The organism is Chitinophaga sp. CF118, from assembly GCF_900112615.1.
Lineage (GTDB): Bacteria > Bacteroidota > Bacteroidia > Chitinophagales > Chitinophagaceae > Chitinophaga.
The window spans coordinates 522,672-539,890 of the sequence record NZ_FOMK01000002.1; the positions used below are offsets into that span (position 1 = coordinate 522,672).

At 42.5% G+C, this 17,219-nt stretch carries 14 protein-coding genes; 2 read left to right on the forward strand and 12 right to left on the reverse strand.

Features of this window, described 5'->3' with window-relative positions; translation table 11 throughout:
* Positions 1–6: 6 nt before the first annotated feature.
* Entirely contained in the window at positions 7–1,572 is a 1,566-nt protein-coding gene (locus BM176_RS10335) for a RagB/SusD family nutrient uptake outer membrane protein (protein WP_090102508.1), read from the forward strand.
* A gap of 29 nt (positions 1,573–1,601) precedes the next feature.
* Positions 1,602–2,369, forward strand: a complete 768-nt coding sequence (locus BM176_RS10340; protein ID WP_143097779.1) for a hypothetical protein — start codon at positions 1,602–1,604, stop codon at positions 2,367–2,369.
* Positions 2,370–2,547: 178 nt separating this feature from the next.
* Here the strand turns inward: BM176_RS10340 and BM176_RS10345 are convergent, their stop codons facing one another.
* From BM176_RS10345 to BM176_RS10400, 12 genes are all read right to left on the reverse strand, one after another.
* Complete coding sequence (locus tag BM176_RS10345; RefSeq protein WP_090102512.1) at positions 2,548–2,754, reverse strand: hypothetical protein; 207 nt, start codon at positions 2,752–2,754, stop codon at positions 2,548–2,550.
* A 26-nt stretch (positions 2,755–2,780) separates the two neighbouring features.
* Positions 2,781–3,146 (reverse strand): DUF4890 domain-containing protein, encoded by a 366-nt coding sequence (locus tag BM176_RS10350; RefSeq protein WP_090102514.1) that lies wholly within the window; start codon positions 3,144–3,146, stop codon positions 2,781–2,783.
* Between the two features lie 166 nt (positions 3,147–3,312).
* Positions 3,313–4,005: a hypothetical protein gene (locus tag BM176_RS10355; RefSeq protein ID WP_177230361.1), complete on the reverse strand. Its 693-nt coding sequence runs from the start codon at positions 4,003–4,005 to the stop codon at positions 3,313–3,315.
* Positions 4,006–4,016: 11 nt separating this feature from the next.
* Positions 4,017–4,202 (reverse strand): hypothetical protein, encoded by a 186-nt coding sequence (locus tag BM176_RS10360; RefSeq protein WP_090102516.1) that lies wholly within the window; start codon positions 4,200–4,202, stop codon positions 4,017–4,019.
* A gap of 40 nt (positions 4,203–4,242) precedes the next feature.
* Complete coding sequence (locus BM176_RS10365; protein ID WP_090102518.1) at positions 4,243–4,428, reverse strand: hypothetical protein; 186 nt, start codon at positions 4,426–4,428, stop codon at positions 4,243–4,245.
* A gap of 41 nt (positions 4,429–4,469) precedes the next feature.
* Complete coding sequence (locus tag BM176_RS10370) at positions 4,470–4,655, reverse strand: hypothetical protein (RefSeq protein ID WP_090102520.1); 186 nt, start codon at positions 4,653–4,655, stop codon at positions 4,470–4,472.
* Between the two features lie 292 nt (positions 4,656–4,947).
* Complete coding sequence (locus tag BM176_RS10375) at positions 4,948–5,328, reverse strand: chorismate mutase (protein WP_090102522.1); 381 nt, start codon at positions 5,326–5,328, stop codon at positions 4,948–4,950.
* A 56-nt stretch (positions 5,329–5,384) separates the two neighbouring features.
* The gene (locus BM176_RS10380) at positions 5,385–6,872 is read right to left on the reverse strand and encodes a RagB/SusD family nutrient uptake outer membrane protein (RefSeq protein WP_090102524.1); all 1,488 of its coding nucleotides are present in this window, start codon (positions 6,870–6,872) and stop codon (positions 5,385–5,387) included.
* Between the two features lie 11 nt (positions 6,873–6,883).
* A complete protein-coding gene (locus BM176_RS10385; protein ID WP_090102526.1) occupies positions 6,884–10,105 on the reverse strand; it encodes a SusC/RagA family TonB-linked outer membrane protein in 3,222 nt (1,073 codons plus the stop codon).
* A gap of 338 nt (positions 10,106–10,443) precedes the next feature.
* Positions 10,444–11,982 (reverse strand): sialate O-acetylesterase, encoded by a 1,539-nt coding sequence (locus BM176_RS10390; RefSeq protein ID WP_090102528.1) that lies wholly within the window; start codon positions 11,980–11,982, stop codon positions 10,444–10,446.
* A 6-nt stretch (positions 11,983–11,988) separates the two neighbouring features.
* On the reverse strand, positions 11,989–14,865 hold the full coding sequence (locus BM176_RS10395; RefSeq protein WP_090102529.1) for an exo-beta-1,4-galactosidase: 2,877 nt from the start codon (positions 14,863–14,865) through the stop codon (positions 11,989–11,991).
* 1 nt (position 14,866) lies between these two features.
* Positions 14,867–17,203, reverse strand: a complete 2,337-nt coding sequence (locus BM176_RS10400) for a glycoside hydrolase family 31 protein (RefSeq protein ID WP_090102531.1) — start codon at positions 17,201–17,203, stop codon at positions 14,867–14,869.
* Positions 17,204–17,219: the final 16 nt, after the last annotated feature.

Consider the following 17,219-nt stretch of genomic DNA (forward strand, 5'->3'; position numbering starts at 1 on the left):
ATCCACATGAAAAAGATCATCATTTCAGCTATAGTCATAACATTTTTTGCTGCCTGCAGCAAAAGCTTCCTTGATCAATCTCCGGTAGATCAACAAACAGAGGCTTCTTTTTACAAAACACCTGCCCAGGCATTACAGGCACTGGTAGCAGTATATAATCAACTGGAAATAGGAGATTACGATAATATTCAACTGGTTTCAGAACTGGCCAGTGATGATTGTTTTGGCGGCGGAGGAACATCCGATCTCGTTTGGAAACAATGGGACCGTTTCCAGGAAGCAGCCAATATGAACAGAGGGATCTGGCAAAAATATTACTCTGGTATTTACAGAGCCAATGTACTATTATCAAAATTAGATGGTGTGAACTGGGGTACTGATACTACACTTAAAACCCAGTATGCGGCTGAAGCCCATTTCCTGAGAGCATATTTCTATTTTGACCTGGTGCGCATGTTTGGCAATATCCCACTAGCCACCTCTCCCCTCACTCCTGCGGAATACAATACACCACAGGCAGCCCCTGCTGATGTTTATAAACTGATAGCGGAAGATCTGCAATTTGCAGCAGCCAAACTACCCGCTACTGCTTATGGAGGCATTTCAAGCGCCGATTACGGCAGGGTAAACAAATGGGCGGCAGAATCATTGATTGGCAGGGTATTCCTTTATTATACGGGTTATTACAACCAGCCAGACCTGGCAGGAGTGGTCTCCAAAACAGATGCTATCAGCTACCTGGAGAATGTAATCACCGCAGGTGGTTATGGCCTGGTAGACAGCTTCCCGCGCCTCTGGCAATCATCACTCTCCCGCTTTGTTGGAGAAGACAACAAAGAGACTGTATGGTCTATCAAGTTTACATATAAAGGGCTGGGCAACTGGGATCAGCATAATGGTAACCGCATGCAGGTAGATATTGGAATCCGTGGTCAGATCCTGACTCCTTATTACCAGGGCTGGGGAGCCGGTACTGTAACCAGTAACCTGTACGATGCATACGATGGTGCAGATACCCGTAAATCAAGTACAATCGTCTCTATTGCAGATGAAAACCTGACAGCATATTCGTTAGGTGATCAGTCACAGTATACCGGTTACTTCTGGAAAAAATATACACCAATGAAAGATGGTAATGCGGTAGATAAAGGAGGAAATTTACAGATAGACAACTATTATGATAATGTGGTGATCCGCTATGCAGATGTACTTCTGATGGCAGCTGAACTGAACCTGGATGTAAACCTTACCAAAGCACAGGATTATTATAACCTGGTACGCGACAGGGCATTTTTAGGTACAACTCACCGTAAAACATTAACAGGAGATGCAACCGGTAAAAGCCTGATCATGGAAGAACGCCGGCTGGAACTGGCACTGGAAGGACAACGCTACTGGGATCTGTTACGCCAGGGCCTAAATGTTGCAAAAACAGCGATAGATAACAGCAATGGAAACAGTCAGTTTGATGTTAATTTCCGTACAGAAACACAAGGACTTTTCAAGATACCGGAACAGGAAATCAGCCTGTCCAATGGCGCTTACAAACAAAATCCAGGCTGGACTAATTAATGTTGAATCATTCCACAAAAAACAGCAACATGAAAAATTATATCATCTTATCCCTGCTTGTATTAGCGAGTGCGCTGGTATCCTGCACCAAAGAAGATGCTGAAAGTCTTCCGGGATCATCAATAGCAAAATCAAATCTGAAGTTTTCTGTTACCCAGGAACAGGGACACGATAATATTGTAATGGTTAGCAGTCTTACACAAGGTAGTTACACTCCTTACTGGCAGGTTGCTGGTATATCTACAAAAAAACAGATCGATACCCTCACTGTGCCATTTGGAGGCACTTATATGCTTAACTATTCCATCTATACCAGTGGCGGCCCACTGGCAGATTCTATGCAGATCACTGTATCAGAAAATGATCCATTTTATTTCAGCAATAAATCATGGAATTTACTGACAAACGGACAGCAAGGTAAAACATGGGTGTGGGCAGTAGACCGCCCTACAGGTATCTGTTATGGAAATGGTTCCGGCGCAGCAGTAGCCCCCGAATGGTGGCAGAACGGAATAGCATATCTTACAACTGAGGGTGTGGCAGACGATGAAATGACCTTCAACCTGAATGGTGCTAAAAACTTCACTTTCACACATGCAGGTGCAACCAAAGCCGCTTCATTCGATCTGGATACACTGAAACAAACAGTGAAGATCACAGGTAGTGATATCAGCCTGGGTAACAAGGTAACTTATGTGATCGTGAAACTGACAGAAGATGAACTCACCCTTGCACAACAAGGCGATGGCTGGAGGAATTTATGGTTATTCAAACGTAAAGGATATACCTATCCGTGATAAAAGGATTCTAGAGTATATAAAGGGCTTGAGGATCGCTTCTCTCTATCAAGGGATCCAAATTAGAAAGAGGGTGAATTCATATTTTTGATCACCCTCTTATTAAGAAGTTAGACGGATGGTTTTAGTGTTAAAAGGCTGTTTCTACGGAAGCAGCCTTTCTTGTTTTTTCCCGGTTCTACCGCAACACAACTACACGGCGTGGATGGATTACCCGTCTTGGCGCGACCACTACTACAGGAGCAGGTCTTACTACCGCAATTGGCCGTGGTGCAACTATTACCCTGGCAGGAGCTACTACCCTGGCCCTGTGTACAACAACAACATGTTGTGCCATACTTTGTGCAGATATAAATAACAAACCTGCAATCATTATCTTTTTCATAAAAATCAATTTTAAAATGAAGGAGATTATTGTTTCTTTTCTTTATACCGGGCTTTCATTTCTTCCCGTGTTTCCTGTTTGTGTATTTTGAAATCTTTGAACTGCTGTTCTGTGAGTACGCTCTTCAAGGCTGCATCACGATCTTTATCCAGCGATTTCAACTTTTTGAATTTTGCCATCTTGCCACCGGTATCTTCTTTTACAGAACCCATCTTTGTTACAAAATCCAGGTTGATATTATAGACTTGCCCGAACTGATCGTCATTTAAGGTCAATTGCGTTTTCATTCTTTCCGTCAGTGCTTTTGCCTTTTGTTCAGGAGTACCATCCTGAGCAAATGCAGCTCCGGAAATGAACAGAAATAGTGTTAATAGAAGTGTGCTTGTTTTCATGCCCGCTATTTTATACAATAAATGATGTTTACTGTATATAAGACGTTGCAGGGGGAAGAATGTTGTAGGGGAATCGATGAAACGGTCAAATGGAAGGGTTAAACTGATAAACTGAGGGGTAATTTATAATGTTAACGACAGGGGTTATAAAAGGGAGGAAAAATTATCAGGCAACTTGTGTAACTGATGCTGATCCGGTTTTAGTACTAAAATTCTCTAAATACCATTGCATATAATCCACTTTTTGGCGTGGGCGGAAAAACCCTTTTATGCAATTGGGATTACGGATACAGATCTGGATATGGTTCTTTTCGAAAATTCCAGATCCTTCAAATGCTGGCCCGCCTTCCATAAATACACCACGAACAGAATCAAAAGGCTGTTCCGTAGCATATCCTTTTGAATCAATATCGGCTTGTACATTATGATAGATTCCACGATGCATAAATTCAATTACGGAACAGTCCAGTTCTCTTAATACTTTATCTTTATATAAGTCATGAGATGAATCTTTATTCCGTGGCAAAGCTGTACCTGAATTTTTATTAAGGTTTACCATACTGGAATAATGTGGCTCCAATATCCGGATATGTTTGGAATCCAGAAAATCACAACAATAACCAAGATTTATTACGGCACCAATTACGGCCGGTTTATCAATCTGACTACGTTTCTTTTTGTCATTAGCCCAGCTTAATGCCCGTTCATAATTGTTTTCCCAAAAATACATACCATTTCCAAGCCAGTCATATGGCTGCTTACTTATTTTGACTTTATCCGGATCATTTAACAAAGCATTACTTACAGTCTCATCACAGCCATGGAAACCTATGATAAGGTTAGGACGAACATCATACATAATATATAGATTTATTGATAACGATTTGGATACTTTTCCATTGCCCAAAAAACATTTTCTCCATGAGGAGTCATTTCGCCATTTTCATCTAGTAGTCCCAAATCCTGAAAAGTACTTATTGCTTCCTCTTTAGTAAACCCTTGGGCCCGTCTTGCTTCGACCCGGTCTATCATTCTTTGTATTTCTTCTTCGCTCATAATAATTAATTTTAATAATAAAAGTAATAAAAGATACTATTTATGAATAACGATTTGGATACTTTTCCATTGCCCAAAAAACATTCTCTCCATGAGGAGTCATTTCTCCATTTCCATCTAGTAAACCCAGTCGTTGAAAAGTACTTATTGCTTCTTCTTTAGTAACGCCTTTGGCCCGCCTTGCTTCGGCCCGGTCTACCATTCTTTGTATTTCTTCTTCGCTCATAATAATTGATTTTATATAATGAAAGTAATAAATGACACTATTTATGAATAACGATTTGGATACTTTCTCAATGCCCCAATAACATTTTCCCCATGAGGAGTCATTTCGCCATTTTCATCCAGCAAACCTATTTCCTGAAAAGAACGTATAGCTTCTTCTTTAGTAACACCCCTGGCAATTTTTGCTTCAGTCCGGTCTACAAGTCTTTGTATTTCTTCTTCGCTCATAAATAATTGATTTTGTATAATGAAGTTAAGAAAAAATACTATTTACAAAACTCTTTATTCAATAAATAAAAAATGTAAACATTTAGTTATCAGTAAGATACAACTGTAATCATTTTCATTAACAGTATTCTTCCTACAACAATTTCAGACCACTAAAAAGGAGGTTGTAAAAAATAATTTAAGAGCTTGAGAGTCTTTTAAATGCAGTATCTGCCAAATCAATGACCTAAATAAAAAAAGGTCATCCCAATATATTGAGATGACCTCCTGACAATATTGTCTTATTATTAAATTACTGCTTCTTCGCAATATCTTCCTGTTCAATCCGCAGGCTTTCTTTATGAATAGCGTTCATAATCTCCTCAATACATGTAGCTGATAAGCCTTCTTTTTTACCTGCTTCAATACTTCTTTCAAGTACTTGTTTGAAACGGTCTTTTTGCAAAGCAGGAATATGATTCTCTGCTTTGTAGATACCAATCTCTTTAACCACCTTTTCCCGCTGTCCAAGGGTACTTATTAATAAGGCATCCAGGGAATCTATCTTTGTACGGTAAGAACCCAGCTGTTGCTTTATTTCTGCTTCCGATGCCGCGGGCTTTGTCTGACTATAAGAAAGAGTGCCATAGGATAGCAATATAACCAGAAGCGCAGAAAACTGTGTTTTTTTCATGGAAATGGTTTTAATTTAAGATCCCGCAAAGATAAGGAGGAATGCCGGATACTATATTAAAAATACCCCGGATTCTGAGAATATAACCCAGGCTTAATTTGCATTTCAGATTGCGGTATCGGATAGATAAAATTATTCTCATCCATCGAGACTCCGTAATTCTGCTGTAACCAGGGTTTCATCACATCCAGGCATCGCCCTGTCCGCACCAGATCTCCCCAGTATACACCTTCCCATGCCAGTTCATGTCTCCTCTCCTTTTCTATTGCAAGGCGAAAATCAATTTGCGAAAGACCATCAAGGATACCTAACCCGGCTCTTGCCCTGATACGGTTCACAATAGCTACTGCTTCGGCCGTAGGACCAGCAGTTTCATTGACAGCTTCTGCATACATCAGCATTACATCTTCAGGACGAAGCAAAGGGAAATTGATCCCCCAGTCGGAACTACTCAGGATGGCAGAAGCTGCTGTTGAGTCCAGGTACTTCTTAAAATAATTGCGTTTAGTCTTCACGCCTGACTTATTCCTGTAAACAGTGTCCAGGATAACAAACTCTCTCTTATCTCCTGCTTCGAAACTGGCAATCAGATCGTCCGAAGGAAAGCCCTGCATATAGTATGATCCATAAGGCGTGATCTTTGTATCCATATCCAGCGGGATCACTTCACCGGGTATCGGGTTTCCTAATCCTTTGCCACCAGAGAGATACTGTACCTCAAACAGGTGATATTTATTATCGCTGGCGGTTTTGAAGATCTCTGCATAAGTGGGTGCAAACTTCCAGCCATCCGCCAGGTTCTCTGCATTCAGTACCTGCTTCAATACCGTTTGTGCATTATTGTAATTCTCTGTTTTATGCAGCGGATAACCTGCTGTAAACAAATACGCTTTTCCTAACAACCCTAATGCTGCTAATTTGGTAGCACGGCCTTTATCAACACCGGTATAACCATTAGGCAACATTGTAGCTGCTTCGATCAGTTCCTTTATAATAAAAGTATAAATGGTATCTACTGATACACGGGGATAGTTCAGCGATTCCGTGGAAGAAACATTATGATCAATTAATGGTACTGCTCCAAAAACTTTCACCAATTCAAAGTAAGAAAGTGCCCGCAGGAATTTACACTCTCCCTTCAACCGGCTTCTTTTTGTGGTATCAGTGAACGGGATATTATCGATACGGTCCAGTACCTGGTTCGCACGTTCTATCAGTTCATAATCGTTTGTCCATGCCGTTTGTAAAGTGCCTAATGCAGGAGTAATTTCAAATGCGGAGATGCTGAAATAATCTCTTGCTGCATCCTGTCTGTCTACATAATAATTACTGGATCTGCACTCTGACAAATAGATATTATTGATATCCGGAAAAGTAAGGAGCTTATTGTAAACACCACTTACGGCCTGAACGATATCATTCTCAGTTTTATAGAAACCACTTTCAGACTGATTAGAGATAGGAACAGTATCCAGGAAGTCCTTATTACAGGCAGCAAATATTGTAACAATTAAAATGGCGGCAAATATATTGATCGTTTTCATTGTTGTACTTTTTATAAACCGATGTTAATACCAATACTATAAGTGCGGGCAGTAGGGTAACTGGACCAGTCACTCAGGTAATCATACTGAAATGCTTCCGGGGAATATCCACCAGTATATTTATCACTCATCCATAAATTATCCACGCTGAAATAAATACGCGCCTGGTTAATTCCTTTTACCAGATTGGGTTTTATTGTATAACCAAGAGTGAGGTTTTTGATCTTATAAAAAGCCCCGTTATACAACCAGCGTGTATCATATACACTGGCGGTAGTGGCATCTATACGGGGTGTTTTACCATCACCGGGTTCTGCGAGTGAACGGAAGCGGTTCACCCATACTTTTTTGGCATTGTAGTTACCCAATCCTGTAGTAGGACGGTCTATATTACGACCAAACATACTGAAGATCTGGTTGCCCCATTGTCCCTGGAACAGCAATGAGAGATCGAATCTTTTATAACTGAAGCGGTTTGTCATTCCCCAGGTATAATTAGGATCAGGATGCCCTACTTCTGTCATGTCGTTTGCATCAATTACACCATCCTTTTTTACGTCGCGGTAAATGGGATCTCCCACAATTGAGTTGGCTCTTTTAGGGGTATTTTTCAGTTGCTCTTCAGAGGTATATACACCTATTGCATCGTACAGTACATAGGTATATAACGGCCTGCCAACAGCTATCTTCACGGTACTTTCCCAACCGGTATAGATAGGGGTATTATCATTATTCAGTTTAACAACTTTGTTCTTGTTATAAGATACATTGAGGGAAGTTTCCCAGGAAAAGTTCTTACTGCTGATGTTGCGGGAGTTAAGGTTCACTTCATATCCCCAGTTTTTCACAGAACCAATATTTGCATTTTGTTTTGTAAAACCGGTAGCACGGGCTACGGGCACACTTAACAGCAGATCATTTGTCAGCTTGTTATAGTAATCAAAAGAGAGTAAAAAACGTTCCTTAAGGATTACTGCATCAAAACCGATATCGTTTGATGTTGTCTTTTCCCAATGCAGATTATTATTGGTAATATTTGTGACTGAGAAGCCGGTTGACTGTGCCTGTGATTCTCCAAATACATAGTTGGTAGTAGATACCAACCCGATAGAGGGGTAATCCCCTCCTATCCTGTCATTACCAGCTATACCCCAGCTATATCTTATTTTGAAATCATTGATTACATGCTTAATTGGTTGCATGAACACCTCATCACTGATTCTCCATCCCACTGAGGCAGCAGGGAAATATCCCCATTTCGAATCTGCACCAAAGCGGGAGGATCCATCACCCCGGAAGCTGACAGACAACAAATACCGGCTGTTATAATTATAATTTACACGACCAAAAAAAGAAACCAAAGTACGTTTTGATTCTGTTACACTACTTGCCGTTGGTGTAGAAGAACCCAGATCAAACGTATATAGGTTATCGTTAGCAAACTGTTTATTTGTTTGTGTACTATTAACTATATTATTGGATTCGGTGGAAGCGCCAAGCACCGTATTCAGTTCATGTTTTTTTATCACCCGGTCATAGTTCAGCAGGGACTGGAACAGGTAATACTGTGAACGGGCGGTTTTCCTGGTAGCTGTACTCTGCGATCCTTCCACAGCAGTACGGCGGGCAGAAGTAACTGATGTGGGCTGATAATATTTATTATCGCTGCTACTGCTGTTCCATGCACCTGTCACATTTAAGCGTAGTCCTTTTGCCAGTTCCCCATTTAAATAGATCTGTGATAACAGTTTTACCAGTTCGGTATTATTCAATGTATTTTCCATGACGGTAACAGGGCTGATCTGATCGGCCACCCAGCGGTAAGCAGGCGTGCCTAAAGACCCTGAATGTGTACCCACTCCTTTTTCCTGAATAGGTGCGGTACCTGCTACTGAAGGACCAATTCCATTTCTGCCATCAATACCGGCTCCCTTGGTCCACGAAATAGAAGGTGATAGTTGCAATCCTACTTTCACCTTATCACTCAATTTCACTTCCATATTTGAACGGAAAGTATACCGCTTATAACCGGTATTTACAGCCAGCCCATCCTGGTTAAGGTATTCGCCGGCCAACAGGTAACTGACATTTTCATTACCGCCGGAAGCTGCCAGATTATATTTCTGCATGTAGGCAGGTTTGAAGAATTCCTGTTGCCAGTTAATATAGTCCAGGCTGTCCGTTCCGTGTTCCCAGTAAGGATCGTACATATAGGTTGTATTAGCCAGCGCATGTGTATTTGCAGTGGTACCGCCCAGCTCTGTTGCACGGAAGTTCATATTATCAGATGCCTGATAGTTTTTACCCAGCGTGCGGCCCCTTGCAACCCAGGATGAATCAATCAGATCCTTTTTAAAACGGATCCATTCATCAGCATTCATCATTGGTACAAAACGTTCAGCCTCCTGCCTGGCGAAAGTAGCAGAGAAACTGATACGGGCTTTACCAGTCTTTCCTCTTTTGGTAGTGATCAGTACCACTCCGTTTGAACCCCTGGCACCATAAATGGCAGCAGCTGAAGCATCCTTCAATACATCTACCGACTGGATAGTAGCGGGATCAATATCTCCCAGATCTTCTACGGGAACACCATCTACAATATATAAAGGATCATTGCTACCTGAAACTGATGCAGCTCCCCGCACCCTGATCTGTAAAGCAGCACCCGGAGAACCGGTAACTGACTGTACCTGTACTCCCGGCATCTGCGCAGCCAGTGCCTGATCTATCCGCGTAATAGGCCGGTCCCTGATCTGGCTTTCTCCTATGGAAGATACAGCTCCCACCAGGTTCTTTTTCTGAGTACTGCCGTAACCGATAACTACTACTTCATTTAATCCTTTATTACTTTTGGTTAGTTTTATCAATAATGGTGCTGATCCGGCTTTTAATTCCCTGGTGTCGTACCCCATGTACGTCACTATCAATATAGCATTCTCAGGAGCAGACAGACTGAACTTTCCGTCCTGATCTGTTATTACGCCCTTTTTACCATCAGCCAGGCGAATGCTTACACCTATCAATGGCGTATTATCCTGGTCATCGAATACCTGTCCCTGTACTTGAATGATATCTTTTTTACCATCGTTTGATTGTAGTTGCTGATCCTGATAACCGGACAGTTGTCCGCTTACCTGGGTCTTTGAAAGTAATGGGACAGTTCCTGTGGCAAAGGTTGCCTGTTGCAGCAGCACAAAAATGCTGCAACTCAGAATCGTTAAAGATTTTTTCATAACGCTGGGTATTTATATAGAATTAGTTCAGTAAAAACAAATAAGTCAATAATGCACAAATAAAAATCACAAGGATGACTAATAGTTTTTCTATTTTTTTAAGCCTTGTAATACGTTGGTGGTGGTCATAATGCTGCGCCATTGCTATTGTCCCTGTTTTATAACAGCTAAGTTAATTTTGTAAGGATCTTCAGACAATGGAGGATCATACTATTGCATGGAAAAATGTACAATAAAAGATTATCCGTTAGGGTTGGCTCTATAAAATAGAAACAGCTTGCTACAATCCAGAGAACCCTGGTGATGTTGCAAGCTGTTTGTAATTAAAAAAGGAATCTTTATTTATCTGTTCTGAATGGAGATGCGGGTAAATCTGCCTTATTATACAAGTTAGCAGGAGGATTAGATGCCCAGGCATAACGTACCGCCACCGGATGAGGCACCTGTTCGCTCGACAACAATACCGTATTGCCTTCTATCGTTGCATTTGCCCATACAAATTGCTTATCTGCACCTGCAATAGCGAATCCTTTTAAGACATTATCCCTGCATTTTAAACCTCCATCTGTATGCTCAAAATACAGTCTTACTTTATTGCCTTCTACCTGCATCCGCTGATACATCGGCCCACTATAAGAGATCTTTTCTCCATATACGGTTGCACGTGCCAGCAGAGAGAAACGCTGTCCGATAGCCTGTTTATTTTTAGGATGAATATCCTCCGGTTTATCGGGATTAGCATTATCAATGGCAACCACCATACCGGTATGTGGGATACTTAAATTCTCTAACTGCGCTTCCCTGATCAGCACTGTACCTTTTTCATTTACAGGTAATGAATCCAGCTTACCATAGTTAGCCAGCTGTACATATAGAAAAGGGAAAGCACCTTGTTGCCAGTCTTTGCGCCAATTAGCTATGAGGGCTTCCATGAGTGCACGATAGAGTGCTGGTTTGCTGGTATTGGATTCTCCCTGGTACCAGAGAGCGCCTTTAATAGTATAAGGGATTAGTGGTGCAACCATGCCATTGTATAATACTGCCGGACTATGCTGATCTTTCTCCGGGTTAGGATTCTTCGGTTCACGCGGCAGATCTTTTCCCTCAGCTTTAGCTGCTATCACAGCTACACTCCACTTATTGAGGTCTGCCTCATATTTCTTTTGTGCGGTGATACTGGTATCGTATGCCGCTTTACGCCGGGCATAATCTTCCAGTAACTCCGGAAATGATTTTAATTCCTGGCGACTGATCCACGCTTCGGCAGTACTGGCACCATAAGCGGTAGTGATCAATCCCACAGGCACTTTTAATTGCTGTTGCAGATCGCGGGCAAAGAAATAGGCCGCTGCAGAAAAGTGTTTCACTGTAGTGGGAGTACATATTTCCCATTGCCCGCTCACATCTTTCTTCACCGTATCTGTAGGAGTAAATGCCGCATCAAATACGCGGATCTGCGGATAGTTTGCTGTAGCTACTTCCTCCGCTTCATTGTATACACCACACCAGTAACGGTCTTCTCTGGCCACAGTCATATCCATGTTGGACTGACCGGAACAAAGCCATACTTCACCCAACCATACATCCGCAATGTGAATACTGTTCTTACCCTGTAATATTATTTCATAAGGACCGCCAGCTTTAATAGTTGATAACGTTGAGGACCAGCGGCCATCTTTACCCGTGATGATAGTAAGCGGTTGTTTCAACCATCCGGTTTTTATACTAACACGTTCGCCTGCATCCGCCCATCCCCAGATCTTTACTTTTGTGTTTTGTTGTAATACCATATGATCACCAATCACTGAAGGCAACTTAATGTTGGCCGAAGCAATAACAGCATTTAACAGTAAGAAAAGTAAAATGAAATTTTTCATACTTCTTTATTTTTTAGGCTTTAATTCATCCGGACTATCTTTTGTATACATATTAATTTGCTTTACAGGCTGCGCTGTAAACAATGCCTGTATAGTCGCCAATGATACTACTCCCGAAGGTTTGAATGCATCGGACTGCATGTAATGCAACAAACTATACCGTAACTGTTTTGCCACGAAACGATGTTCCGGATCGCGGCTCAGATCTAAACTGGTGATCATCAATCGCCCCTTACCTACCCGTGCTTCAATGAGCATAGCCAGTCTGCGATTCAGGAACCAGGTATCGATATTTTGCAATAACGGTTTGAATGATGATGAAAAAGCTGTGAGGTCCATTACCTGCGCATTATTTACCAGCTCCCACCACTGGTAATTACTATGATATTCCGTAGGGAAAGCATTGAAAACAGGATGTGAAGGATCACATAAAAATCCCAGTGTATGCGGAGGACGCATTTTAAACCAGGAAGTATTCCAGAATACAGGAGTAAAGGACTGGATCACCTCTTTTCCCTGTTGTACTTTTCCTGCTGCAAGTAATAACACCTTTCCTCCTGCCTGTAATTTTTGCTGAGCCAGTGCGTCCAATGTATCACACACATAAATACCTGTAGTATCGGCAGCAGGTAACGTTGAAGGGTATACCCATAGTGGCCAGCTATTGATGATGTCACTTTTATCCAGGCTTACTTCCAGTTGTAAAGCCGTTGCTTTACTGACAGCTGATAAAGGGAAGCGGATATTACCCAGTTCAATATTATCTCCCAGTGGGATATCTTTCACAGGTAATTCACCCTCTGCTATAATTACACCGTGGTTATCTTTAATACGCCATACCGGCTTTGCGTGTTGTAAAGGAGCATTTCCAAAATGAGTAACTACTAATGGCACGTTTAATATCTCACTATTCTGGTATACCATTCTGTCCAATTTTGCCAGCAATACTGTAGGGCTGCAAAAACGTCTGAATTCCGGGGCCGTTACATATCCCTTTTCCTCCCAGAAGGGATTGAGAATACCTACCAGCGCTGTACCTTGACCAGGATAGTCGTTCAATGATAACAATTGAAAACCTGCCAGTCCTGGTGTACGTAAAGTCGCTTCTATTTCCGCTTTGTAACAGAGCACCTGCAGTTTACCGGAAGCCATCAGAAAATCATTTGCCTGGTCACCCATATGATGATCTGTAAGATTCTCTTTAAACAGTTCAAAGTTGCGTGCGCGGAAAACGCCTGTGTATTCCTTTATCTCTTTAAAATCAGGGAATACACAATATTGCCCCATTTCATGCGTGATATACGGTACTTTCTGTTCCCTGATCTTATCATAATAATCAAAAGCAGTGCCTGGTAACTGCGACCAGCGTAAGCCACGTGGGCCCGACTTTACAATGAATTCACTTTCCGGCACCCAGGGCCAGCTCATGCCCACAGAAGCACCGGTGTACAAACGACGGGAATCTTTCGCTTTCCAGTAGTTCACGAATTTACCCAGGTATGCAGCCTGTTTACCGCCACGTGGTTCATTCCCGTAGGCCAGCATACAAAAGGATGCATGATTACCATAGGATGTTGTCATCCGGTTTGTTTCATCATAGATATATTGATCTACCGGTAATCCATCGCCCAGTGAAGTACCATGATTTGCCCAGCTGGGACCTTCCGGCTGTAAGTAAAAGCCTGCTTTATCAGCAGCACTGAAAGCCGCTTCCGGCGGGCACCAGGAATGGAAACGCATGTGGTTCAGTCCGAACGACTTTGCAATCCTGAAAATCCGCAGCCACTCCTTTTCATCCATAGGAGGATAACCTGTTAAAGGGAATACACAATTTTCAACTGTACCTCTCAAAAAAACAGGACGACCATTGATCGTAAATCGTTTACCATCTGCTTTGAATTCGCGCATCCCGAATTGCACCTGTATTTCATCCTTCATTCCCTCATCCGGTACTACCGTTACAGTTAGTTGATAAAGGGCCGGATCGAATTCATCCCACAACTGTATATGCGGCCCCATCGGGTAGCTGATTTCAATGCGGCTGCTATCATCCAGACCGGATATTTTAAACGTGGTTTGCAAAGGAACTACCTCTTGTGTAATTGCACTATTAAAGCTATGCGCCTTCAATATAATCTTACCGGAAAGCATTTGTTGAGAAGGTTTCCTGACCCTGATACTTACCCGCGCCAGCTGATGTGCCACATCAGGATATACCTGTACATCTTCCAGCCACACCGGTGCACCTGCAGTAAGTTGTAGCCGGCCGGTCATTCCATTCCAGTTACCCTGTGTATGATCTGTAATACTATGAGAATCCTGCCCTACATTGATCTTTTTGATCCGGTTATCTATTCTCACGGAGATAGTATGTTTTCCTGGCGTTAACAATGCTGACAGGTCATATACATGTGCAGTAGAAAGACTGTTCTGCAAGCCCGCAGGTTTATCATCTATCCATACAGTTGTTTCCCAGTGCGGTCTTTCCAGGGTAAGGGAAATATGACGTTTCTGCCAGGAGGCCGGAATCGTTACATCCTGCTGATACCATGCCGCCCCCACGTAATATTTTAAAGGCGTTAACCAGAAAGGGAATTTCAGATTTCCCGGCTGACGATATTTTGCCATCTCCGGATTAAAATACCATGAGCTGTCATAAATACTACCGGTCCAATGCATATTCAGTGTCACGTCCTCTCCTTTCCCGTTTTCCGTCATAGAACCTGGTAACCTGATGCTACCTGTTAATTTCTGTACATACCATTTTTCAGTGATTCCAACATCTGCGGGATCTTCTTTAAAACGCCAGATACCCTTTAAGGATAAAGTATCACCAGCATAACATTTTACAGATAAAAGTATTAAGAGCAGGATCTTTTTCATCTTAATTTATTTCAATAGTGTTTTCTTTATCAGCACTGAGATCATCAATATAAATACATTTAGTATTATCCTCATAACGCCATTTAGCAACATTTACTCTGACTGGTTTTGCTGTTACATGGATCTTTAATGTGTATGTTTTCAGTGATGAATGATAACTCCCTACCGGCCCGGTTATATGTACTTTTACATGGTTACTGTCTGCCTCATTAGTAATCTGAGTAAGTGTATATTCTCCCTCCTGATAACGCAGGCTCTTACCATCATCATTATAAAGCGTAGCACTACTATTGCCAAAAGGATAGATCTCCAGTGTAATATTTTCGATTGTATGCTCACCAACATATTGCTGTACCGCTTGGGTTGGAATAATACTACCCGCTTTTATAAACAGGGGAAGTTTGTCCAACGGCGCGAGTGCATTGATATAACGATGTCCATCATATACATTGCCTGTCCAGTAATCGATCCACTTGCCTTCAGGCAGGTATACCACTCTTGTCTGCGCCCCTTTCTGAGTAACCGGGCATACCATGATGCTATTGCCCAGCAGGTACTGATCTGTGATGTTGTATACATTTTCATCGTCCTGGTATTCCAGTACCAGCGCCCGCATCAAAGGTTTGCCAGTCTTATACATTTCATAGGCATTTGAATACATGTATGGCAACAGGCTATACCGCAGTTCATCGTATTGTTTAAAATTCGTTTGTGCGTCCTTCCCATATTGCCAGGGCTCTTTATATCCCGGATGATCCATTCCGAACACCAGAGCAATGGGACTTAACATCCCAAACTGGCACCAGCGGATATAGAGTTCAGGATCGGCCGGGTGTTCAAATCCACCCATACAATGTGCCCAGTAGCCCACGCCAGACAAACCTATGTTCAATCCAGCCTTGATGACCGGTTCAAAGTACTGCCATTCACTGGGCCAGTCGCCCGCAAAGATGAAAGGAAACCGTTGAATGCCCGCATACCCTTCGCGTGTCTGGTTCATTCCCCGAAGGTGATTGAATGCAGCAAATTTCCCGTAAGCAGCGCTTGCATATGCCAGTGGAAAGATATTATGCAGGCGTTGTGCCTCCGGACCTGAAGGGCCTGTTTTATTGCTTTCATTTGCCAGCGCACCAAAGGCACTTCCTTCATCTGTTTTAAAGAAGCGTGCGCCGATACTTGCTACTTTAGTGGCAGCATGTTCCCACCACCAGTTTACAGCAGTGGTGTCAAAGAAATTGACAAATTCTCCCGGTTTATTTCCTTCCGGGTAGGTGTAACCAAGAGCAGCTGCACTATCAAGTAAGTGAAAGCGGTTGCCATTATCCAGCCGGGGGCGGATATGCAAACCGACCATATTATAATGCAAAGCATACAGGCTGTCGAACATATTTTCGGGCAGATGAAAGGTTTCCCTCCATTCGAAGGAGGTAGCTCCTTTTCCACCGTTTTTGCCAAACAACCTCCAGGTAGAATCCAGAAACAGGATATCTATGGGAATGCCCTGTTCGCGGAAGCGGCGGGCCAGGGCTATAACATACGCAGCAGATGTCTGTTCTTCATATCCCCAGGTCCCGCCGCTGTAAGTCCCAGCATGCAGTCCTAGTGCATACTGTGGTAACAATGGAGAGCGGCCGGTCAGTAACGTATATTGTTCCAGGATTCCACCAAAGCGGGGACCATAGATAAAGTAATAATCCAGGGGACCTTTTGCTGCACTGAAGCTATAATTATCTGCCTTCGAATTGCCCATATCCCAATCTGAAGCATAGGAAGTATGCAGGAAGATCCCGTATCCTTTTGTACTCATGAAAAAAGGAACCGGGCTGTAATTCGCTTCGAGAACATTATAGGCACCCGTCAAATGAGGCATGCCCTTTCCGCGTCCAACATTCAGTGCTACTTTTTTGCCTCGCTGGTCCAGGAAATCCATGCGTTCCCCAAACCCAAAGAAATGTTCATCAGGTTGCAGGAGTTTATGGCAACTAATGCTGTCGCTGGCAATTTCAGCAGATAACAGGCGACCATCAGCAGCGTATACATCTATATTAAAAGCAGGCTTGCGGATCACCACCCGTAAAGCGCTTGTTTGCAGGGTAATCTGACCGGAGGTGGTTGTAACCCGGATATTCACTGTATCCCAGTTATAACGGTTCACCATCCATGGTTCATTAGCAACATTTCCTTTGCTTACACGGAACATAAAGGGTGTACAAAATTCCAGGCGGATAGAGGACTTCGCCAATTGAAAGGTATTTCCCATACGGGTGAATTCCTGTGCATTGGCAGTGAAGGTGAGGATTAAACATAAAAACAGTAACGTGGACGTAGACCTGATCATAAACGCGGTTATCAGT